The sequence below is a fragment of the Caballeronia hypogeia genome (genome assembly GCF_001544875.2).
Lineage (GTDB): Bacteria > Pseudomonadota > Gammaproteobacteria > Burkholderiales > Burkholderiaceae > Caballeronia > Caballeronia hypogeia.
Genome location: NZ_FCOA02000015.1, coordinates 159,488 through 179,854, shown reverse-complemented (window position 1 = coordinate 179,854; position 20,367 = coordinate 159,488). Strand labels below are relative to the sequence as shown.

Annotated in this window: 15 protein-coding genes and 2 pseudogenes; 10 read left to right on the top strand and 7 right to left on the bottom strand. The window is 64.2% G+C overall.

The window, feature by feature from the left end; genetic code table 11:
* The first annotated feature begins 122 nt into the window (after positions 1-122).
* Positions 123-662 (top strand): DUF2778 domain-containing protein, encoded by a 540-nt coding sequence (locus AWB79_RS38405; RefSeq protein ID WP_074169413.1) that lies wholly within the window; start codon positions 123-125, stop codon positions 660-662.
* A 306-nt stretch (positions 663-968) separates the two neighbouring features.
* Here the strand turns inward: AWB79_RS38405 and AWB79_RS22040 are convergent, their stop codons facing one another.
* A complete protein-coding gene (locus tag AWB79_RS22040; RefSeq protein WP_074169412.1) occupies positions 969-3,035 on the bottom strand; it encodes a phosphocholine-specific phospholipase C in 2,067 nt (688 codons plus the stop codon).
* 513 nt (positions 3,036-3,548) lie between these two features.
* Here AWB79_RS22040 and AWB79_RS39615 point away from each other — a divergent pair.
* Complete coding sequence (locus AWB79_RS39615; protein ID WP_157695823.1) at positions 3,549-3,995, top strand: hypothetical protein; 447 nt, start codon at positions 3,549-3,551, stop codon at positions 3,993-3,995.
* 16 nt (positions 3,996-4,011) lie between these two features.
* On the opposite strand, the pseudogene AWB79_RS22035 reads toward AWB79_RS39615, so the two are convergent.
* The 3 genes and pseudogenes from AWB79_RS22035 to AWB79_RS22030 form a co-directional block, all read right to left on the bottom strand.
* Positions 4,012-4,761: pseudogene (locus AWB79_RS22035) on the bottom strand (inorganic phosphate transporter); the annotation flags it as partial.
* Positions 4,761-4,910: pseudogene (locus AWB79_RS38400) on the bottom strand (DUF47 domain-containing protein); the annotation flags it as partial. The pseudogenes AWB79_RS22035 and AWB79_RS38400, both read right to left, overlap by 1 nt.
* A gap of 107 nt (positions 4,911-5,017) precedes the next feature.
* Entirely contained in the window at positions 5,018-6,685 is a 1,668-nt protein-coding gene (locus AWB79_RS22030) for a Na/Pi cotransporter family protein (RefSeq protein WP_061169548.1), read from the bottom strand.
* 108 nt (positions 6,686-6,793) lie between these two features.
* Here AWB79_RS22030 and AWB79_RS22025 point away from each other — a divergent pair, with 108 nt between their 5' ends.
* The 8 genes from AWB79_RS22025 (at position 6,794) to AWB79_RS21995 (ending at position 14,977) form a co-directional block, all read left to right on the top strand.
* Positions 6,794-7,516 (top strand): sulfite exporter TauE/SafE family protein, encoded by a 723-nt coding sequence (locus AWB79_RS22025; protein ID WP_061169547.1) that lies wholly within the window; start codon positions 6,794-6,796, stop codon positions 7,514-7,516.
* A 9-nt stretch (positions 7,517-7,525) separates the two neighbouring features.
* Positions 7,526-8,758, top strand: a complete 1,233-nt coding sequence (gene chrA, locus AWB79_RS22020; protein ID WP_061169546.1) for a chromate efflux transporter — start codon at positions 7,526-7,528, stop codon at positions 8,756-8,758.
* A gap of 329 nt (positions 8,759-9,087) precedes the next feature.
* The gene (locus AWB79_RS40840) at positions 9,088-9,222 is read left to right on the top strand and encodes a hypothetical protein (RefSeq protein WP_269767989.1); all 135 of its coding nucleotides are present in this window, start codon (positions 9,088-9,090) and stop codon (positions 9,220-9,222) included.
* Positions 9,223-9,273: 51 nt separating this feature from the next.
* Complete coding sequence (locus tag AWB79_RS22015) at positions 9,274-10,809, top strand: hypothetical protein (RefSeq protein WP_061169545.1); 1,536 nt, start codon at positions 9,274-9,276, stop codon at positions 10,807-10,809.
* Positions 10,810-10,966: 157 nt separating this feature from the next.
* A complete protein-coding gene (locus AWB79_RS22010) occupies positions 10,967-11,854 on the top strand; it encodes a FecR domain-containing protein (protein ID WP_061169544.1) in 888 nt (295 codons plus the stop codon).
* Positions 11,851-12,729, top strand: coding sequence for a Tll0287-like and HAMP domain-containing protein (locus AWB79_RS22005; RefSeq protein WP_061169543.1), 879 nt, complete (start codon positions 11,851-11,853; stop codon positions 12,727-12,729). The genes AWB79_RS22010 and AWB79_RS22005 overlap by 4 nt, the downstream gene beginning before the upstream one ends.
* A 1-nt stretch (position 12,730) precedes the next feature.
* Positions 12,731-14,140: a serine/threonine-protein kinase gene (locus AWB79_RS22000; protein ID WP_061169542.1), complete on the top strand. Its 1,410-nt coding sequence runs from the start codon at positions 12,731-12,733 to the stop codon at positions 14,138-14,140.
* Between the two features lie 27 nt (positions 14,141-14,167).
* The gene (locus AWB79_RS21995) at positions 14,168-14,977 is read left to right on the top strand and encodes a PP2C family protein-serine/threonine phosphatase (RefSeq protein WP_061169541.1); all 810 of its coding nucleotides are present in this window, start codon (positions 14,168-14,170) and stop codon (positions 14,975-14,977) included.
* On the opposite strand, the gene tagF is transcribed toward AWB79_RS21995, so the two are convergent.
* The 3 genes from tagF to tssL are packed head-to-tail and all read right to left on the bottom strand — an operon-like array spanning position 14,974 to position 20,337.
* The gene (tagF, locus tag AWB79_RS21990; RefSeq protein WP_061169540.1) at positions 14,974-15,558 is read right to left on the bottom strand and encodes a type VI secretion system-associated protein TagF; all 585 of its coding nucleotides are present in this window, start codon (positions 15,556-15,558) and stop codon (positions 14,974-14,976) included. The two genes, AWB79_RS21995 and tagF, sit on opposite strands and share 4 nt — an antisense overlap.
* Positions 15,558-18,989, bottom strand: coding sequence for a type VI secretion system membrane subunit TssM (gene tssM / locus AWB79_RS21985; RefSeq protein ID WP_061169539.1), 3,432 nt, complete (start codon positions 18,987-18,989; stop codon positions 15,558-15,560). Before tssM ends, tagF begins: the two co-directional genes overlap by 1 nt.
* 25 nt (positions 18,990-19,014) lie before the next feature.
* Complete coding sequence (tssL, locus tag AWB79_RS21980; protein WP_061169538.1) at positions 19,015-20,337, bottom strand: type VI secretion system protein TssL, long form; 1,323 nt, start codon at positions 20,335-20,337, stop codon at positions 19,015-19,017.
* Positions 20,338-20,367 lie beyond the last annotated feature (30 nt).

Genomic DNA, 20,367 nt, shown 5'->3' with positions numbered 1-20,367 from the left:
TCGGTATCGGTCAGATTCATTTTGCCCATGACCTGAATCTGAACACACCTGGGGTGCCAATTCAATGATGCAACGCACTAGTAGTAGATAACTCCGCGGTCCTTAAACTCGCGATTGATGGGGTGGGGGTTTTTCCCGCGATTTCGGGCGACGGTGTCTACAAGAATCGAGGCGGTTGCACAGCAATCGCAGGGAAGGGTCCGATACCGTCAGGCAAGTATTGGATTGTAGCGAGACCAGTAGGTGGGATCGGCTCGCAGGCGATTACGCACGCAAAGGATCTGTTGAGCAATTTGTTGGCTGACCAACCCACAGGTCACGACGTTTGGTTTGCGCTCTATCGTGACGATGGCTTGATCGATGACTGGACCTGGGTGAAAGGCGTAAAGCGCGGAAATTTTCGTCTGCATCCAAAAACCGGAGCTGGCGTCTCCTACGGTTGCATCACGCTGACAAGCGTTTCAGACTTCCAGCGGGTTCGGCACGCATTGCTGCACACGCCGACAATCGCCGCAGGAAGCTCCGGCATTCTCGCTTATGGATGGATCGAGGTGGTGACCATTGGTAATACTTGCCCGCAAACTGCTGAAAGCGCTTCTATTTATCGGGTTGTGCCTCGCGACTATGCGTTTTGTCCGACTATTTCCGATGCCGCTAGATGATCGACAGGCACAGGTGTTGATCGATATTTCTGACGCGTTGCGGATTGACGACTACGAATTGCTTTATCTTTGCACGGTAGCCGCCGTCGATATGGTTTTGGCGGCCGCGGCGTACATGCTGATGATGCGAATTTGGCGAGCAGCACTTCGCGGGATGAAACGTCGATCATAAACATTATGTCAATTCAATTGGTTCGATATTCGGCGTTGGAAATCACGTACATACCTTGCGCAAACACGGCATAAGATGCGGCCGCGATTGATCTGGTGGGTACCGAGAGTTGCCAGTCTTTTTACCGCCCGTTATTACGCCGCAGCTGGATCGCTTGTCAAATCCCCGCCGCTTTCGATCCGGCCAGCAAAACGCCTTAGAAAATGTGGCTGACCTTCGACCGTCACCGTGAAGTCGTACCAGTTTCCGCTCGATGATACTGGCCAGCGAACATTGGCCGTGCCCTGCGCCGTGATCGAAAACGCCCACGGACCATCTTGGCGATAGCCGTTATCGAGGACTACGAACCGACACGCTGAGTGGCCGGAATTCGTCATGGCGAGGCATAGCGACGTCCTTTTCGCGTCGTAAGTAACACGCACCTCCGGATTCGACGCTGAAGCACCGGACACCGCTGCAACGTCGCCAGCGAACGCTCTCAAAAAACCGTTCGCTCCACGCACTGCAATGTTATATCGCGTGCCCGCCAGGTCTGCGTGACTCCATCTATCAACGACCTCGGAGCCCTCGCGTAGCGAATAGCGGCGTGGTGGATTCGTGCCTCGATTGAGATCATAGGCAGAGAACCCGGCGCCAGTCCGCCCTTTGTTGATGATCCGAAGTTCAAGCATTCTTGCGCGGTCGTGGACATAGGCATCCACGTGATGCTCGTATGGCAGCGCTCGAGACGGGCGCGTTCCCGGCTCCTGACGCGGCATCCTCTGTGCGGCCGGGATGTTCGGTTCCGGCAACGACGCACATTCTGAATCGGCGACTGAAACATATCTGCTCGTGTCAGGCAAAAATGGCCAAGCGTGGTCCGGCGACTCGAAGTCGAATGCCGACGATAGATCCCCGCAAATCGAGCGACGCCAAGGGCTGATGTTCGCGCATTGAATTCCGAACCGGTGCTCAATGAATTGAATAATCGATGTGTGATCGAAAACTTCCGAGCATACATATCCGCCTTTTGACCAGGGCGAAACGATGGTCATTGGCACACGAAAACCCAGACCAATTGGAAATCCTTCGTACACCTCTCCGGTTGTCGAGAGCGTCGATTTTCCCTCTGCATCGGTCGCGGGCGGTGTCGGCGGTGGTTCATGGTCGAAGAAGCCACCTTGTTCGTCATAGTTCAGCAGAAACACGGTCCGCGACCAGACCACAGGATTCGCAATCAGCCCTGCGAGTAATCGAGCCGTGAGGTCCTCTCCGGCTTGTGGATGATAGTTCGCATGCTCTGAAAGCGCGGTCGGCGCGATAATCCACGACACCTGTGGCAGTGTGCCCGCAGCGACATCGGCTGCAAACGTTCTGACAATGTCATCGACCCTCGCCATACCCCTGCGATACAACTCGCTGGATACCGGCGCAGACTTGAAGCTCTTGAACCACGCAAGCGCATTATCGTCGAAGTTGTCGGCCTGCTCATAAACGCGCCAGCTGATTCCGGCCTTTTCAAGGGTCTCGGCCACGGTGGGCCACGTAAAGCCAGAGTACGAATCGCTGTTATCGAGCGTCGGATCAAGCCCGACCGAGAGGCCGCTGCTTCCACTAAACAAGTGCAATCGGTTTGGATTAGTTTGAGTGAAGGTGGATGCGTAATACTGGTCGCAGATCGTGAAGGCATCCGCGAGCGCATAGTAGAAGCGCAAATCGCCCCGCGTAAAGTAACTCATACCGAGGCCCGGCGCGCGCTTGATATTCCATCCGTTGCATAGACCCTTGTTCCACATTGCCAGGTCGACCGGGTAGCTCATCGTCGGCGCCTTCATGCAGGTGGCGCGTGTAGTCGTCGTGTCGACGTGAAACGGCAAAATATAGCCCGTTTCCGTCGGTTGCCTCCATATTGGATCACCGTTGGGCAGTGTAATCGCCATCCGGTCGTTGAAGCCACGAACACCTCGAAGCGCACCGAAGTAGTGATCGAATGAGCGATTCTCCTGCGTCAAGATGACAATGTGTTCGACATCGTTGATTGTCCCAGTTCGTTTATTCCTGGGACTTTCAAGCGCCTGTCGAAGTATTCGCGGTGTCGCCGCGGCGACTGCAGCAGCACCCATTGTCGACGCCGCAAACCGTAGGAAATCCCGGCGCGACTTGTACTCGCCGCCCCACCCCGCTCCTTGGATTTTTCGCGGCCAGCCGCCAGAGATCGTCATTGCCAGTTTTCGACGAGGAATGGAAGATCGATGACCCGGACAGATCGCCAGTCGGTGACTGCAATCTATTGTTAATCGTGCGGCTTAAATCCTTATGGCTAGCTTAAGAAGCGTTTCCTGATCGACGGACAGAAATCGTAGATCGAGAAGGATAATCTTCAGATCTCGCAAACCGTTTGATCTGTAAGCGGCGTCGAAAAATTGATACAGTTTTGTTAGGAGACTGCGCCAGGGCGATCATTTGTTTTCGATCGCCGACATCCGTCGAGCACCGTTTAATTGATTGGCTGCTGATGCGTCTGAAAGTTCGAGGCCGCGCCGGCATTGCTATCAATGATCCGTGAGCCTGAAGCGGTCGATGCGGCCAGTGCCGCCTTCCGGAACGGGTAAGCAGACCCACCAAGCTACCCACGTCGATCGGCGACTTTCAATTCGCATCGTCGAGCCAACGCCGCCCCACCAGGTATTACCCCCGGGATCTCGCGAAGAGTCATTGGCGAAGTCTGAGTCTGCATGGACGTGTGCGATCCGTCCATCGAGGGGGCCATCGCTCGGTTCCAGCGTGCCCCGATCGGTCAGCCTTCCAATCGTGAGTTCGTGCTTCCGAACACCATGCGCCAGATCCATGCATTTTCCGTAGTCGCCCTTCTCATATGCAAACTCATTGGTCAGGTATTGAAGCGCATAGTCGATGAACGCGTGTGTCTTGCGCGCCTGCCGCCGGGCCTGGAAGCGACCTCGCGAAAACGCTATTTTCTGTTTGCATCGATTTCTCAGCTACTGCGGACAACCGTGATGCCCCAGGCTTTCCCGAAGAGCAACTCGACAGTTCCGGCTTCTTCTAAAAGGAACGGCGCCAAGGACGCGTCGGTATCGGCTACGACCGAGAAACTGAAGAAAGGGAAGGCGAGAAAAAAGCGCCCTGCCCTTGTCGAGGTCACTTATGTTCAACCTTGGTGATAGGCCACTGTCTATGCTTTTGCCCCATCATACGAACAATGCGCCAGCCGCCGAAGAGGGTGCCGATGCCCATCGACAGATAGCAGCCACCGATCACCCAGAGCGGGGGCGCGTCGGCAGTGGCGGACGCGTAGCCGGTTGCGATCAGCAGCATCCAGATGATGCCGATGGTCTTCTGCGCGTCGTTGCCGCCGTGCCCGAGGCTGTAGAGGCCCGCCGACAGTAGCTGCAGTCGCCGGAATCGGCGGTCCACTTCGCTGGTGGTGTGCGGAAACATAGCCATGAAACAGTCAGCATGAAGCACGACCCGAGCACGAAACCGAGCAGCGGTGAAATGAAGATGAAAGCGACCGTCTTGAGCAGACCGTCGTAGTTCAGCGCACCCCAGCGCGACTTCTCGAGCGCCGAGCCGACAAGCCCGCCGATCAGCGCATGCGACGAGCTCGATGGAATACCGTAGATCCAGGTGATGACGTTCCACCCGATCGCACCGAACAGCGCTCCGAAGATCACATAATGATCGGCGATCGCCGGATCGATCGTACCTTTGCCGACCGTCTGCGCCACTTTCAGGTGGAAGAAAAAAATACGCGATCACGTTGAAGGTCGCGGCGAAGGCCACTGCTTGCTGCGGTTTCAGTACGCCGGTCGATGCGACAGTCGCGATCGAGTTCGCTGCGTCGTGGAAGCCGTTCATGAAGTCGAGCACGAGCGCGATCGCCACAAGCAGGACGACTATCCACACCGCCAGTTGAATGGAGTGCATCAGGCGTTTTCCAGCACGATGCCTTCCATGATGTTCGCGACGTCCTCGCACTTGTCGGTGATCGTCTCGAGCAGCTCGTAGACCGCCTTGAGCTTGATCAGCGTCTTGACGTCGTTTTCCTCGCGGAAAAGCTTGGATAACGCTGCGCGTTCTGCGCACCTCCCCAGACCGTGGCCTCAGGGACGACTCGCGGGTTGGGGCATGGATGCAGCTTTCCCTATCAATGCCGAGCCGGCTGGTGCTTGCGTGACCAAGTTCACTCCTTGACGTGCAACGTGTCGAGGGAGCGCTTGCGCAAGCGCGTGTCATGCAATGCGCCCGCCGCATCGAGCACCGGATAGGCCGTCGAACAGAAAAGAGAATTCAGTCGCTTCATATTGCCGATAAGGTCGAGGTGAAGCGCGCTGGTCTCCATGCTGCGCGAACTCTGCCCTGCCAGTCGATCCAGGTGTTTGTGCGAATACGCCCGCTCGAGATCCCGAAAGCGTTCCTTCTCCGCCAGCAATTGTTCGGCGCAGCGCAGGTCGTTGTTGAGAAAGACGGACAGTCCAAGCCGCAGGTTGCTGACAAGTCGCGCATGCAGATCGTCGAGCTCTCCAAGTCCCTGTTCCGAGAACGCAAGGCGCTGCGAGATTTTCTTCTCCTCGATATCGCTCACGATTCGCTCGATGATGTCTCCCGCATGCTCCAGGTTGATCGTCAACGAAATGATGTCGGTCCAGCGACGGCTCTCCGCCTGGTCGAGCTGTTCGCGGGAAATCAGCGTCAGATAGCTCTTCACCTCGGCGTAGAGCTGGTCGACGTCGTCGTCCATGCGCATCGTCTCGCGAGCGACGGCGAGATCGTTGCGTCTGAGGAGTTCGGATACGTTATCGAGCATGACGCGCACGATGTCGCCGATGCGCAGGACTTCACGCGATGCATTGGCTAGCGCCAGGCTCGGCGTCACAAGACCGGCCGGATCCAGGTACAGCGGGCGCAGCTCGGCTGTTGCGACCGTGCGATCGGGCAGTAACCGTCGGCTGATCGCCGCGACCCGATCGACCAGCGAGAGGCACGCACAGCAGCGCACGAGGTTGTAGATCACATGAAAACCCACGACGGCTTCACGCGGATTGGTGATCAGAACGGGCAACCCCCGAGCGAGCAGCGATGTACACGGCAGGATGACGGTCGCACCCGCCAGCTTGAACGCAAAGCTTCCCGCGGAAAGACGCCGTGCCGCCGCGTTCTGCGGCAACGCATTGAGCAGGGCCAGGAGACCGCTTCCCAGATTCGCGCCGACGACCAGGCATAGCGCGACCTTCAGCGAGATCACCCCGGATGACGCCAGCGTTGCCGTCAGGAGAACCGCAGCGAGGCTCGAGTACGAAAGCATCGCGAAGCCGGCCCCGACGAGCGCGTCGAGCAGGGTGTCGCCCGTAAGCGCGCCGAACATGACCCGCACGCCGGCGCCCTGCATCATGGGCTGCGCCGCTTCGACGATGAGATGAAGCGCCAGGAGGATCAATCCGAGGCCGATGATCGTGCGGCCCACCTGCCCCGCCCGCGTCTGCTTGCGCGTGAGAAAGAGCGGCACGCCGAACAGGATCAGGATCGGTGAAAGCCACGACAGGTCGAGGGTGAGCACGCGCGCCATCAGCGCGGTACCGACGTCCGCGCCGAGCATGACCGTCAGCCCGGCCGCCAGCGGTATCAATCCCTGCGCGGCGAACGATGTGATGATGACGGCCGTGGCATTGCTGCTTTGCACGAGGCTCGTGACGCCGATCCCCGCCAGAAACGCCCGCATCCTGCTGCCGGTGCTACGCCCCAGAATGGCGCGAAGGTCGGCACCGAGCACGCGAAGAATGCCGGTACGAACGATATGCGAGCCCCAGACCAGAAGGGCGACGCCAGAGAGCAGATTGAGCAGAACCAGCACGGCGATTCGATTTCCTCGCCATGAAGGGATCGCGTCTTGGATATCCGGGGAGGGCGCAATTCCAGTCTCGCCGGCGAGTAGAATCTGCGCTGGTTTGCGGAGACCCTGATGGGATACTTGATCGTGTTGAGCGTGGGCTTGATGGCTGGAGTGCTAAGCGGCGTGATCGGCACAGGCTCGTCTATGCTGCTGATGCCCGTGCTCGTGATCATCTACGGCCCACAACAGGCCGTTCCCATCATGGCGATCGCCGCGATCATGGGCAATCTCGGCAAGGTTTTGTCGTGGTGGCGTGAGATCGACTGGAGAGCATGCCTTGCATATGGCGCGACCGCCGCACCCGGCGCGGTACTAGGTGTGCGCACGCTTCTCGCTCTTCCGCCCCACGCCGTCGAGCTCGCGCTCGGTCTCTTCTTTTTGGCCATGGTGCCCGCGCGCCGGTGGCTCGTCCGTCGCGCCATGCGCCTCTCGCTTGTTCAACTCGCTCTCATTGGCGCACCGGTCGGGTTCTTGACGGGCATCGTCGTGTCGACCGGTCCGATCACCGTGCCCGTCTTCATGAACTACGGCCTTGTGAAGGGGGCATTTCTCGCCACAGAAGCCGCCGGTTCACTGGCCGTGTATGGTGCGAAGGTCACTGCCTTTCAGAGGTTTGGAGCGCTGCCCGCACATGTCGTCATGCAAGGCTTGATCACCGGCGCGTCGATAATGGCGGGCACATTTTGCGCGCGCAGGATCGTCGCGCGCATGTCAGCGAACACGTTTCGGGTCATCGTCGATGCGCTGATGGTGTCTTCGGGGCTGTCATTGCTATGGGCCGCAGCTCGTTAAGCGGGCTTTATGGAAGCAAACATGACGGCGTCCAATCGACGAGCAGGCTCTGCACTTGAGGTTCTTTCAGTATTTCTGAAGCTCGGATTGACGTCGTTCGGCGGCCCCGTTGCCCACATAGGCTATTTTCGCCGCGAGTTTGTCGAGCGGCGTCGCTGGCTCAATGACGAGACTTTCACCGATCTCGTCGGTCTCTGCCAGTTTTTGCCCGGACCGGCCAGCAGCCAGGCAGGCTTCTCCATCGGCTTGCTGCGGGCAGGCTGGCTGGGCGGGATCGCCGCATGGTGCGGGTTCACGCTGCCGTCCATCGCGCTCTTAATCGGCTTCGCGAGCCTCGCACCATCGCTGAGCGGTCCGGTCGGAAGCGGCCTGATTCATGGACTGAAGCTCGTCGCTGTGGCGGTCGTTTCGCAAGCCGTGTGGGACATGGCGCGCCGTTTGTGCCCTGATCATCGCCGGGCGAGTATCGCGCTCGTTACCATCGGTATCCTCGCCGTCCTGACGACTGTCTACGCGCAACTCATCGTGATCTTGATGGGAGCAGTGCTTGGCATAGCGCTGTGCCGAACGACCACGTCGGGAAGCGTCGCTGCGACCCATGAACACGCACAGGAGTTTCGTGTGTCGCGCGTGGCCGGTGCGATCGCGCTAGTCCTGTTCTGCCTGCTTCTTTTCGGGCTTCCAGCGTTGATGACGATCGATTCCACGCACGCGATCCGGGTGTTCGATGCATTCTACCGTTCGGGCGCACTGGTCTTCGGCGGCGGTCACGTTGTCCTTCCGCTTCTTCAGCAGGAAACCGTCGCCACGGGTTGGGTTTCGTCAAACGACTTTCTCGCCGGATATGGCGCCGCACAAGCCGTTCCGGGCCCGCTCTTTACCTTCGCGGCCTTTCTTGGCTGGATCATGACCGGCACACAGGGCCACGCCTGGGGAGCGTCGCTCGCGACCGCCGGTATCTTTCTGCCTGGTCTCTTGCTTGTGCTCGCGGCATTGCCGTACTGGCAGACGCTACGGAGCCGCCCGTCGATGGCTGCCATGTTGTCGGGTGTCAATGCGGCCGTTGTCGGACTGCTGGCCACCGCCCTCTACTCGCCGGTCTGGACGAGTGCCGTGCGCACCGAGCTCGACTTTGCAATCGCTGCCATCGGCTTTTTCTTGTTGACGCGCTGGAAAGTTCCGCCACTGGTCGTGGTGGCTGTCTGCGCGCTTGCCGGAATCGCGGAAGCAGTTCTTCATTGAGGTATTGACGTCGGCGAACGGAGTAGCTCCTTCGTCCTTACATTTTCACAGCCGACAGTTCCGCGGGGCGAGCGCGGCTTCGAGCTCGTCGATGCGGCGACTGGGTGCCGGCTGCAAAATGCTGACCGTCTCCGCCTCCGCCTCCGCTGCCCCGGAACCAAGGGGACACTCGAACAGCCCGTTTATTCCCCCTTCTCACTCAAATAAATTGCCGCCCTCGCGCGGAACAAAGAGCCACCCCTCGCTGTTTTGCTTTCGACGGCCGCAGCACACCGCAGCGACCCCGAACGGCGCGATTCGTCCAGCGAACCGGCCACGCAGGAGGAATCATGCACCGCGCAATCTATGTCGTCGACCAGAGTTTCTTCAGCTTCGGCTGTTTCTATCGCGTGGACCTGCGCAGCCGCAGCGGCCGCCTCATACAAACGCACTACGTGAAACTCAGCGACATCGCGTGGTGCTAGGACGCTTGCGGCGCAACCATCGATCACTTCAGGCCCGAGGAGACCCATCCCATGACCTACGCATACGCCCGCTTGCCGGACATCGTGCCATACGATGAATGGCTGAGAGGAACTTCCGCGCTGCTTCAGGTGCGCAGCGCGGCGCTGAGGAACCTGGACGAGCAGATCCAGCTATATCATCGCGATCGCACCGTCCATCAATTCCATCTTCTGGTGAGCGCGTTCGAGTTCTGGCAAGAATCGGCCGGCACCGGAGATGACTGGAAGAAAGTCTCGCGCAACGGACTGGACTACTTCACGTTGCTCGATCAGCAACTGCGCGGCGAGGGTGACTCCGACATTGCAGCGGGCGCGCAGGATTTCATGACGCCCGCACTCATCAACTCGCGGCTCGGCGTGCTGTATCTCTTCGGCAATCTGGACATCGAGGACGACACGTTCCAGGTGTTGCTCGAAGGTGCGTTCGAAATCACCAACGCAGGTCTCGGCCTGGCGCCCGATAGCAACGACGCCGCCTCGATCGCCAGCGACGTGATCGACAACAGTATCGTGCAGAAGTCGGCGTCGCTCGCGCTGGAACAGGTGCAGAAGAAGATCAGCAAGCGCAAGAACCCCACGCTCGTCGGTTCTTCACAGCTCACGACGTCCGACATCACGCTGCCTGCGTTGAGCAGCGCGGCGCGGCGTCTCCATGAAATCATTCGCGAGAAGGTCGGCGAAGGCGCCAGAAAGCTCTGGGAGATGATCCGCGAAAAAGTCGCGGATATCCGCAACGATCCTGCGGGCTTCGCGCTCGACACGATGCCCGGCCTCTTGCGCAAGCTCGTCGACCTCCTGTGCGGAAAGCTGCTCGCCACCCTTGCGCCGCTCATCGGCGCGGGCCTCGATCTCGCCAAGGGCATCGCCAATACCGTCGACAGCAGCATCACCAAGTATCGCGAGTGGGTGCAGGGCCGCGACGTCCAGCTCATCACCGGACACCCCGGCACCATTGTTGAGGCGATCAGGCGGGCGATGAAGCTCTCCATCGGCGCGGGCGTCTACGACATGGTCAAGGGCGGGGCGAGCCTCGGCCTGCAGTTCGCAAGCCAGGGGGCATCGACAATCGTGGATGCCGTCGTCTCCATCATGGAAACGCTCGCGAAGGTCATCTGGAAGATCGTCGAGATCAAGCGCATCAAGCGCTTCTGCCAGCAGGCGAAGGCGTACTGGGACGCGCGTATGCAACGCGACGCGCTGCATACGCGCCCGATCGCCTTCAACAACTGGTTCAAAGGCTACGCCGTGCCGATACCCGCGCTTTCGGTGCTCGCGCTCAATTCGGGCATCTGCGGCGACAAGATGCATTTCCTCGCAATGTTCAAGGACAACGAAACCATCGTTACGCAAGCGGAATTCACGGCCGGCTGCAAGTACATCGACGACCTCAAGGTCTGGGGATCGGGCTATCTGGGCGATGCGGGTTTCGCGTTCAAATCCGACAATGCGACGATCAAAGGGCTGCTCGCGCTCGCCGCGAGCCACACGGAAGTGCAGACCTGGGATCTGAGACTGCGCAAAGCCATCCTCGGTTTCCTGAACGGATAGCGGTTTCGGCCGCGACGTATCGGGCGCCTTCGCATTCGCGAAGGCGTTTTTTTCGCGCGTTTGCTTCCATTGGCCTGGCGAAAGATTTCTTTGGAATAGAAGCCGGCGCTCGGCTGTTTTCGTTGCAATCCCTTCACGTTCCGAGGCATCGACCGCGATGAACGCCAGAACCACGCTTCAAGCTCTGCGCATCGGCTTCGCCATTGCGTGTCTGTGCGCGCTTCAGAGCGCGCGTGCGGGCCAGTTCATCCTCGTGCCCGAAGGCACCGTCACGCTGATTCGTGCGACGACGGTGTTCGACGTCGATGCGCCCGTCGCGCTGGAGCAAGGCGATCTGCTCGCCACCGCGGCGCAGGGCAGCGCGCAGCTCGAAGCAGACGGCACGACCGTGGCGCTCGGCGCGGACACACGCATCGCGATCGATGCCGCGTCGGGCGGCGACTCGCTCGCGCTGCTCTCGGGCTGGATCAAGATCGCGCGCACGCGGGCCGATGCAACGCAATCCTTATCGATCGATACCGCCAGACTCGACGCCGCAATGCGCGATGGCGCGGCCGTGCTGCACGCGAGCCGCGACTCAACCTCGCTCTTCATCGAGACGGGCGCAATGACGCTCGCCCTGCCCGATCATGCCGACGTCCGTCAGCCGCTCGACGGCGACCATTACGCCGCGCGCGAAGCAGGCAAACCGCTCGACGTGAGCACGCGTCCGGCGCCCGCGTTCATCGCCGGAATGCCGCTGCCGTTTCGCGATCCGCTCGTTGCGCACTCCACGCCCGCGAAGGCCAGGCTCATCGTTGCGTCGCAGGGCCGTCCGGCAAGCTTCGCCGATCTCGCCGACTGGCTGACCGCGCCGCTCGCCATTCGCGGAGGATTCGTCGCGCGCTTCCGGCCGCTGGCGCAAGGCGAACCGTTCCGCTCGCAGATACGGCAAAACCTGCGCAAGCTTCCCGAATGGCGGCGCGTGCTGTGCCCGCCTCCCGCCATGCCGCGCCGGCGTCCGGCACTGCCCGTGCACGCGCAATCAACCGAGGTGGAGTCATGAGACTGTCGCTTGCCGTCAAGTTCAATCTGGTATTTCTCGCGGTTTTCGTGGTCGGCTTCGTGTCGGCCGGGTTCGCCGCGCGCGAACTGTTGCGCCGCGCCGCCATCGAAGAGACGGTGCAGAATGCGCGCGTGCTCATGGAGGCCGCGAGCGCGGCGCAGAACTACACCGCGACGCAGGTCACGCCGCTGTTGCAGACACAGCTCAAATACAGCTTCGTGCCGCAATCCGTGCCGGCGTTCTCGGCGGTCGAAACGCTGATGAGCCTGGAAAAGCACCTCGCGGGCTACTCGTATCGCTCGACAATGTTGAATCCGACTAATCCCCGCGACCGTCCATCGGACTGGGAAGCGGACGTGATCCGGCATCTGCACGACAAGCCCGAGCTCAAGGAAATGGTCGGCCTGCGCGATACGCCGTCGGGGCAGAGCCTCTATATCGCGCGCCCGAACCGCATCACCGACGCCGCCTGCATGGAGTGCCACAGCGTGCCGTCGCGCGCGCCGAAGACGCTCATCGACAAGTACGGCCCCGACAATGGTTTCAACTGGGCGATGCACGATGTCATCGGCGCGGATTTCGTCTCGGTCCCTATGGCGCTGCCGGTCGCGCGCAGCGACGCCGTGCTGCGCACCTTCCTCGCGTCGCTGCTCGGCGTATTCGTGCTGCTGCTGGTTGCGCTGAACGTCACGGTGCATCTGCTCGTCACCCGGCGCATCCGTGCGCTTTCGGACGCCGCCGACAAGGCAAGTCTCGGTCAGCTCGACGGCGCGGACTTCACCGAGCGCGGCCGCGACGAGATCGCTTCGCTCGCCGCCTCGTTCGCCCGGATGAAGACGAGCCTCGTCGAAGCCTTCAAGATGATCGAGGCATGAGGTGAACGCCGCCGCCATCGACCCGCCACGCACGCCGGCCATCACGCAGCTCGGCAAGTACCGCATCGAGTCGATGCTGGGCGCGGGCGCGATGGGCATCGTCTATCGCGCGTTCGATCCGCATATCGAGCGCCATGTCGCGCTGAAGACCGTCCGCCAGGAGCTGTTCGAAAGCGGCGAGCGGGAAAGCCTGAAGGCGCGTCTGCGCAACGAGGCGCAGGCGGCCGGGCGGCTCGTCCATTCGAATATCGTCGGCGTGTATGACTATGGCGAGACGGCGGACACGGCCTATATCGCGATGGAGCTCGTGAGCGGCCAGGGACTGAAGCAACGGCTCGACTCGGGCCGTCCGCTCGAAGTCGCCACCGCGCTCGACTGGTTCGCGCAACTGCTCGCCGCGCTCGGCTACGCGCACGCGCATGGCGTCGTGCATCGCGACATCAAGCCCGCGAATCTGCTCGTGAATGCGCAAGCGCGGCTGAAGGTGGCGGACTTCGGCGTCGCGCATGTCGAATCGTCCACGCTGACGCTGGCGGGCGCGATGATCGGCACGCCGAGCTACATGTCGCCGGAGCAGTTCACCGGCGAGCCCGTCGACGGCCGTTCCGATCTTTTTTCCGCAGCGATCGTGCTGTATCAGATGCTCACCGGGTGCCGTCCGTTCGCGGGCGCATCGCAGGCGGAGGTCATGCGGCAAGTGATGCACGATACACCGCGCAGGCCATCCGCGTGCAACCCGGCGCTGCCGCCCGCGCTCGACGACGTGCTGATGCGCGCGCTGTCCCGCAGCCCCGAGGCGCGGTTCCAGACGGCGAACGGGCTGCGGCGCGCACTCGACGACGCGACGGACGGCACGCCCCTCACCACGACGACCACGGCGGAAGACGACCGCACGATTCTGGAAGCGCAGGCGGTGACGCTCGCCTCCGGAACGGGCTCGTGGCGCGGCGACTCCCTGCCCTCGCTGACAATGTGGCCGGCCGCCATGCTCGCGCCGGTCGAGACTCAACTCGCCGCGCAGATCGGGCCGGTGGCGCGTCTGCTCGTGCGCCGGGCGGCGGCGCGCATTCCCGATGCGCCGGACCTGTCCGCGCTCGTCGCGCTGCTCGCGCCGCATGTTCCTTCCGACAAAGGCCGCGCGCAGTTCATCGCCGCGTTCGCGGACGGGTCCCGAGCGGGCATGTCCCGAGCGGGCACGTCGCGGGGATCGTCCCCGGCTTCATCGCTCGGCGAGGACGAGGTGCGGGCCGCCGCGCTCCGGCTCGCCGTTTATCTCGGCCCGATCGCGGCCATCGTCGCGAAACGCGAGGCGCCGCGCGCGGCCAGCCTGCGCGCGCTGCACGAGCGGCTCGCGGCGGCGATTTCCAACGAATCCGACCGCGCGCGTTTCGAGCGCGACGTCGGGCTCTAGCGACACGCACCCGACGGAGCACAACCGATGGAATCCGACACGACCCGCCTTGCTGCCTGCTCGGCGTTCGGCCTGACCGACGCAGGACGCACGCGCTCCGAGAATCAGGACCGCTTTCTGATCGATTCCGTGTCGAACCTCGTCGCGGTCGCGGACGGCATGGGCGGCCACGCATTCGGCGCGCGCGCCAGCGCAACCGCGCTCGAGTGCATCGCCGCGCGGCTCGCCACTGAGGCGATGCCGTGCGCTCACGCCGGCACGACGCTCGCCGACGATCCCGACGCCACCGTCCACGATGCCTCGGCGTGCGCAATGCGCGCCGCCGCCGACGCGCTCGACCACGCCAACGCGACCCTCCACGCAATGAATCTGCGCGAGCGCCTCGCGCAGCGCGCGATGGGCACCACGTTGACGGGCATCTGGCAGCCCGCCGGCCCGGCGCGGCTGATCTCGTTTCATGTGGGCGACAGCCGGCTCTACCGCTACCGCGACGGCGCGCTGACACAACTGACGCGGGACCAGACGCTTTATCAGCAGGCGCTGGAGCACGGCGCCATCGAGCACCTGCCGCCGCGCAACGTGCTGCTGCAGGCGCTGGGGCCGCTGCCGTCGATTGCGCCAGTCGTGGAAGCGCATGCCTGGCTGCCCGGCGACCGCTATCTGTTGTGCAGCGACGGCTTGCATGGCGAGGTTGCGCATCGCGAGATCGAAGCGGCGCTCGCGGCGATGACGCCGCACGACATCGGCGATGCGTGCAGGCGTCTGGTGGCGCTCGCGCTCGATGCGGGCGGCAAGGACAACATCACGGCGGTCATTGCGTGTTTCGACGGCGCTTAGTCCGCGCCGTTATCGGCACGGTCGAATAGCTTCGCGACGAACGCGGCATCGGGCAAGCCGACGCTCACGCGCGCCGACGCCGCGTGCCACCAGGCGCTCATTCCCGGCGCACCGGCGTGCTCAGGCATCGAAACGCCGCCTGCATCGTCCACATGCGAAAGCGCCAGCAATCCGGCATCGAAATCCGAGAGACACGCGCCCTTTTCGAGCGTCGCTAGCGCGAGCGCGCTGCAACGCGCGAACCACGCGTCGGCATGCGGACGCCATAACGGCCATGCGAACGGCTCGACGGGCGCGGCGATCGTGAGCGGAAAGTGACGGCCCGCGCTGTCGACGCTCGGCATCAGCACGCCCGCCCACCCGCTCTCCCCCAGCACGCCGCCGCCGAGCGCGAAGCACCACAGCGGCGCGGTCAGGTAGGCATCGAGCCATGCACGACCGCGCGCCGCGCGGCCCGCGAGCAGGCCCGCCTGCAACATCGCGTCCCAGGGCTCGACGAAGCACGCCGGAAGGCGCCGCGTCACGAAGTCGCCGTTGCCGCGCACCTTGCCGAAGCAACCGGCGACGCCCGGCGACGTCATCACAGATGCTCCGGACAACGGAACTGTTCGAGCGGCGCGCGCCGGAAAGGATTGACGACGCTCGTCGCATCCAGCTCGAACACGGCATGGCGTCCCGCGGAATCGAGCGTGAGACGGTAGCGGTCGGGCTGCGCGGTCGCTTCGAGTTTTCCCGCATCGAGCAGATGCAGGAGCGCCCACGGACCGCTCGCATCGAGCGGCGCGGTTTGCGTTGCAGAAGGCGGGGCGAATTGCGCGCTCGCGCGGCCCGTATTCTTGCCGCTCGGCCATTGCAGCAGCATCGACTGAAGACCGTCCGGCTTCAGCGCGAGCTGCTGCCCGTCAATGTCGAGATTCACCTGCGTCAGCGCCGGATCTAAAGACAGCGCTTTCACACGGAAGCGGATGGACATGTCGTGGCTGCCATCGTGAAAGAACGCGTCGCGGATCTGCGCGGCGCGCTGGAATTGCGCGAGCGCGTCGCGCGGCATGCCCGCCGGCGGCGTGCCGGCGCGCCATTGCCAGACCGGGCCGCTCGTATCGACCAGTGCGGCGAGATTCTTCTGGAAGAAGTCGTCGATGAGACCGCCCGGCGCGAACAGCTTGCCGAAGTCGTCGGCGGCGACGTCGCGGGTCGAAGCGCGCACGAACGGATAACGGCCATCGAGCGCGCGGCGGCACAACGGCCCGGCGCTCGCGTTCCACTGCGCATCGAGACGCGCGCGCTCGCCGCCTTCCACGAGCGCGGCGGCCGACGTGGCCAGCGACGCCACGACGGGCGTGAGCGGCGCCGGAGCCGTCTGGCTCGCGAGCCTCAGCTTGCCGAGCGCATCGCCGGCGGGCGCGGGCTGGCCGGTTCTGCGCGCGGCGTCGGCGGCGTCGAGATAGACGGCGGCGTCCTTGAGCGGCGCGAGCGCGCGATCCAGCGCCGTGGCGTCGCCCGGCTTGCCCGCGAGGTCGTGCAGCGGCTGGAAATGTTCATCGACGGGCGTGGCCGCGCCCTGCTTCGACGACGACGGATTCGCCGCGAGCGTCGTCTCGCGCGCCGCCGCGACGATGAACTTCCTGAGCGGCGATTCGGGCGCGGAAAGCTCGTTCGCGACACGCGCGCCATCTGCAAGCGCGGCGACGGGCACTGCGGTCACATCGTCGAGCAGGGCGTCCCATGCGTGGATATAAGCGTCGAAATAGCGCGCGTCGAGCGCGGCGCGCAACGCAGCGACGCCATCGGGCGTGAGCGCGGCATCGTCGTGGCCGAGCACCCACGCGTCTCTCGCGACATCGGCGAGCGCCGTATCGCGCAGCCGCAGATAACGCGCGTAGCCGGCGCTCGTGTACGCGCCCGCCACACCGGCCGTGAGCGGCGCGCCGCTCGCGCGCCTGAGCAGCAGCGGCGCGTTCGGCCCGGCCGCGGCGCTCACGCTGAATGCGGGCAGATTCGCCTGCGCCAGTTCGCCGTCCACCCGGTTGCCGATGCGCTGCGACAACGGCAATTCGGCCAGACGCGCGCGCGCCGCCTTGATGAGCGCGTCGTCGAGCGGCAGCGACGGATCGAAGCGCGTCTTGTCGAACAGCGCGGCGAGGTGGGCATCGAGCGCGCTTTTTTGCGACGCGCCTGCATCGCCCGCCAGCGCTGGAACCAGATGCGCGCGCAGCGCGGCGGGGTCGAAATGATGCGCGTCGCCGAGCATCAGATAGGCGCGCAAGGCTTCGTAGCGTGACGCATCCGGCATCGACGCATTGCCGTCGCGCAATTCCTGCGTGAGCCTGCCGACCGCGAGCGGCAACAAGGTCTGATCGAGCAGACGCCGATACGTCACGCGCGCCTCCTGCCCGAGCTTGTCGCCCTGATAGAGCCAGAGCCGCGTGAGCCACGGCACCGGCTTGCCGGCATCCGCGTAGCCGCCGGGCAGCGCGCGCGCCGCGTCGAGCAAGGGCAGCACCGCGAGCGGGTCCGCGGCCGCGTTCGCTTCGCGCGCCAGTTGCGCGACGTGCCCCGTCTGCTTCTCGAACTCGGCGACATAGGCGCGATTGCGCTGATAGCTCACGGCCATGCCGGCGAGCGCGAGCGCAAGCGTCACGCCGACCAGCGCGAGCGCGCCGCGCCGCAGCCACGCGCTGCACCGCTCGAAGCGCGCGTTCGCGCCAACCAGCCCGGATTCCGCGATCACCACGTCCTTGAGCAGGCGATGGATGAAATACGCACGCCCCGACGCGTCGCGGTTGTACCCGGCTTCGCGCCGCAGGCCGAGCGATTGCGCGATGGCGCTGATCGCGCGGTCGATCGGCCGGCCGTGCTGCGTGCCGCTCGTGAAGTACACACCGCGCAACAGCGGCGACGCCTCGAAGCGCGTGCCGCGAAACGCGCCGTCGAGAAAGCGCCCGAGCGCGGGCTGCAGCCCCGCGAACTGCTGCGCGAAGCCGTACACGCGCGCGCGCCGCTGCACGTCGGTTTCACGCTGCATGCGATGCAGGACGCGCGCCTGCAGCCGCGCGCCGAGCGCATCGAATTCGGTGGGGAATGCAGCGAGCGCCGCATCCGCGCCCGCGCCCGGCGACTCGTCGAGCGGGAAGGTGATACCCCAGACCTGATTGCGCTCCGCTTCGCCGAGGTCGTCGAAGAACTCGGTGAAGCCCGCCAGCAGATCGCACTTCGTCACGACGACATACACCGGAAAGCGCACGCCGAGCCGCTCGCTCAGCTCCGCAAGCCGGCTGCGGATGATGCGGATATGCGCCTCGCGCGCGGCATCGTCCTGGCGCACGAGATCCTCCGCCGAGACCGCGACGATGAGACCGTTCAGCGGCCGGCGCGGCCGGTACTTGCGCAGCAGTTGCAGAAAGCCTGTCCACGCGGATTGGTCGGCCCGGGCGTCGCTGTCCTGCGTCGTGTAGCGGCCCGCCGTATCGACGAGCACGGCGTCGTCGGTGAACCACCAGTCGCAGTGACGCGTGCCGCCGACGCCGCCGATCGCCTCGTCGCCGAGCTTCTCGCGCAGCGGGAAGCGCAGGCCCGAATGCGCGAGCGCCGTGCTCTTGCCGGTGCCCGGCGCGCCGATGAACATGTACCACGGCAATTGATACACCCACTGGCGCCCGTTGACGCCTTTCATGCGCGCCTGCCGCAGGATCGCGAGCGCCTGCTCGAAGCGCTCGCGCAGCACCGCGAGCTCCGCAGTGCCGGCCGCCGCCTCCTGCCCCTGCTCCGCCACGCCGCTCATGAAGCGCAGATTGACGAGCCGCGCGACGGCAAGGCGCGCGCCCACCGCCAGCGCCCACGCGGCGACGAGCGCGGCCATCGCGATCCAGCGGCCGCGCGGCGATTCGAGCGGCGCGTGTCCATTGAACGCGAGCAACGGCCCTTCGAACCACACGACGACCAGCAGCGCGAGCACTCCCGCGAGGGTGAGCCACTTTGGGGTCCTGATGAGCGTTCCTGCGAGCTTTTTCATCGATGTCTCCGTGGATGCTAATGCGTTACGACGACGCGCCAGGCGCGAGCAGCGTGATCTCCACGCGGCGGTTTTTCGCGCGGCCAGCGGGCGTGTCGTTCGGCGCGAGCGGCTCCGCGTCACCGCGCCCTTCAGCGGAAAATCGCGCGGGCACGCCGGTGAGCGAAGCGAGCATCGCGCGCACGCTTTCGGCGCGCGCCTGCGACAGATGCCAGTTCGACGGAAAGCGCGCCGACACGAGCCGCTGGTCGTCGGTGTGGCCCGTGACGACGACCCGGCCGGGCACGCTCTTCAGCGCCTCCGCGATGCGTCCGATCAATGCGTCGTAGGCCGGATCGAGCGTCGCGCTGCCGGAGGCGAACAGGTTGTCGCCGGTGATCGTCACGATGGAGCGGTCCGCCGTCTCGCGCACCGAGACCAGACCTTGCCGGATTTCGGGCGCGAGGAAGGTCGCGAGCGTCGCGGCAGCGGCGGGCATCGCGGCGGGCGCGATCACGCTCGCCTGCGCGGCGGGCCGCTCGCTCACGCGGATGCGGTTGAGCGCGTCGAACACCGGGTCGGACGTGCGGTTCAAACTCAGCGCGAGCGCGACGTGCGTCGCCACGACCACGACGCCCGCGAGCGCGGCGCAAATCCACGGCGGCATGCGCTGCCCGAGCGGCGTGCGCGCGCGCTCGGCCGGCCGCCAGTGCACCGACAGCTCCGTTTCGAACGCGCCGCGCCGCGTGCGGATGATGCGCTCCAGCCGCTCGCGCACGGATTCGAGCTGGCTGCGCCCGCCGTCGATCAGGCGATAGCGCCCTTCGAAGCCGAGCGACAGGATCACGTACAGCAGTTCGAGCACATCGACGTTGCGCGCCGGGTCTTGCGCGAGCCGTTGCAGGATCAGGAAGAAGCGTTCGCCGCCCGACGCTTCGTTATGGAAGGTCACGAGCAGGCTGCGGCTCGCCCAGACGCCGCTGCCCCACGGCGTGCCCGAGATCGCCTCGTCGATGCAGGTGCACAGGCAATAGCGCGCCGCGGCGAGCTTTTCCGTGTCGATGCCGCTCGCGCGCGCTTCGGCCTCGAAGGCGCGCACCATTCGCCCGAGCTCGGCGCGCAGCCCTTCGATATCGGCGATCGCCGCGCGCTGGCGCAGCGGCAGCGCCAGTTCGAGCAGCGGATTGGCCGCGCGCACGAGCGGGTTCAGGCCGGCGGCGACCGGCAGCACGGGCGCGCGGAGTTCGCGTGGCGCGGTTTCGCCGCGATCTTCGTCACGGACGCGCGCCGCCACGCGTCCGCCCGGCTGCGGAATCAGGATGGTGTCGTCCGGGTCGAAGCCGGCTTGCGGAAAGGTCGGTGCGTTCACGATGGATTCCTTCGTCGAATGGAGCCGGGC

Coding starts and splice junctions, on each gene's coding strand:
- AWB79_RS21995 (WP_061169541.1), top strand. CDS start 14,168: ATGGAATCCGACACGACCCGCCTTGCTGCCTGCTCGGCGTTCGGCCTG.
- AWB79_RS22015 (WP_061169545.1), top strand. CDS start 9,274: ATGACCTACGCATACGCCCGCTTGCCGGACATCGTGCCATACGATGAA.
- AWB79_RS22005 (WP_061169543.1), top strand. CDS start 11,851: ATGAGACTGTCGCTTGCCGTCAAGTTCAATCTGGTATTTCTCGCGGTT.
- chrA (WP_061169546.1), top strand. CDS start 7,526: ATGGAAGCAAACATGACGGCGTCCAATCGACGAGCAGGCTCTGCACTT.
- AWB79_RS22025 (WP_061169547.1), top strand. CDS start 6,794: ATGGGATACTTGATCGTGTTGAGCGTGGGCTTGATGGCTGGAGTGCTA.
- AWB79_RS22040 (WP_074169412.1), bottom strand. CDS start 3,035: ATGACGATCTCTGGCGGCTGGCCGCGAAAAATCCAAGGAGCGGGGTGG.
- AWB79_RS40840 (WP_269767989.1), top strand. CDS start 9,088: ATGCACCGCGCAATCTATGTCGTCGACCAGAGTTTCTTCAGCTTCGGC.
- AWB79_RS39615 (WP_157695823.1), top strand. CDS start 3,549: ATGGACGTGTGCGATCCGTCCATCGAGGGGGCCATCGCTCGGTTCCAG.
- tagF (WP_061169540.1), bottom strand. CDS start 15,558: ATGACGTCGCCGGGCGTCGCCGGTTGCTTCGGCAAGGTGCGCGGCAAC.
- AWB79_RS22010 (WP_061169544.1), top strand. CDS start 10,967: ATGAACGCCAGAACCACGCTTCAAGCTCTGCGCATCGGCTTCGCCATT.
- tssM (WP_061169539.1), bottom strand. CDS start 18,989: ATGAAAAAGCTCGCAGGAACGCTCATCAGGACCCCAAAGTGGCTCACC.